Annotated in this window: 1 protein-coding gene; it reads right to left on the reverse strand. The window is 63.9% G+C overall.

Features of this window, described 5'->3' with window-relative positions:
- Positions 1-1,058: type VI secretion system Vgr family protein (locus H7995_RS28090; protein WP_185819324.1), on the reverse strand; the 1,058-nt coding region annotated here is incomplete at its 3' end.
- Positions 1,059-1,066: the final 8 nt, after the last annotated feature.

Here is a 1,066-nt window from a genome sequence, read left to right on the forward strand (position 1 = left end):
CTCAGGTGAGTGATCAGCGCACCCGGGGCAAAGGCCTTGGGTGCACCGCCGGAAATGTTCAGGACCTGGCCCGGGGCCAGGGTCGCGCTGCTGCTGATGCCGCTGAGTTGCGTCTGGTCGTTGAGGTAACGCTCGTGGCGCAGGCGGGCGTAGAAAAAGCCGCTTTCGCTTTGCAGCTCTTCGTCCTGGTCGAGGGCGTCGCCCAACTGGGTATACGGTTCGGCGTACAGATAGGCCTCGCCGTAGGTGCTGCTCGCCCCGCGGCTCTGGTCCACGTCGCCCTTGAGCCAGGCGTTGGCCTGGCGTGGGTCGTAGGCGCGAAAGTGAACGTGTTGCTCCACCACCTGGTGACGAGTCTCCAGTTGCCAGACGGCGTCCTGGGCGCTGCTGCTCAGGCCGGAGGTCGGTCGATAGGGCAGTTCGACGTCGAACTGATAGTGACGCTGGGCGTCATGCAACTCCAGCACGTCGATGCCCAGGCGCTCGTCGTTGGTAACGCGGTACCAGATCCCGACCTCGGCCAGCAGCCGCGAGATAAAGGCCAGGTCGCTTTCACCGAACTGCATCACCTGCTCGCGCTTGGGGTACTCGCGCAGCAGGTCGAAAAAGAAGTCCTGGCCTTCGAAGCCGTGGCGGCTGCGCAGGATGCTCTCGACGATCTGCGGCACTGATTGGTGCTGGTAGATACGAAACTGTTTGCCCCGCGCCAGCAACGCCAGGCGCGGTTGCAGGGTCAGCTCATAGCGCGCTTCATCCGCCGAGCCGGACAAGCGTCGAAAAGCCGTGACCACACCGCGCAAAGCACGCAGGGGCAGGACCACGTCGGGGGCGCTGAAGCTGAACACCGGCACGTTCGACGCCAAGGCGTACAGGCTCAACTGCGCACGCTGGCCGAGCATCTGCGCGGCCTCGATTTCAGCGGCACTGCTGGTGAATTCAATGCGGTAGCTGAACGGCTGGCTGAGTTGCTCTTCGCCTTCGAAAGCGAGCACGTCAAGCGGCGCCTCGCCCCCCTCGACCTGTAGCTTGTGCCGGCTGTGGTCGAAAAATCTGGTCATTTGGGTGG

Origin of the sequence: Pseudomonas kielensis, assembly GCF_014236655.1 — a bacterium.
Lineage (GTDB): Bacteria > Pseudomonadota > Gammaproteobacteria > Pseudomonadales > Pseudomonadaceae > Aquipseudomonas > Aquipseudomonas kielensis.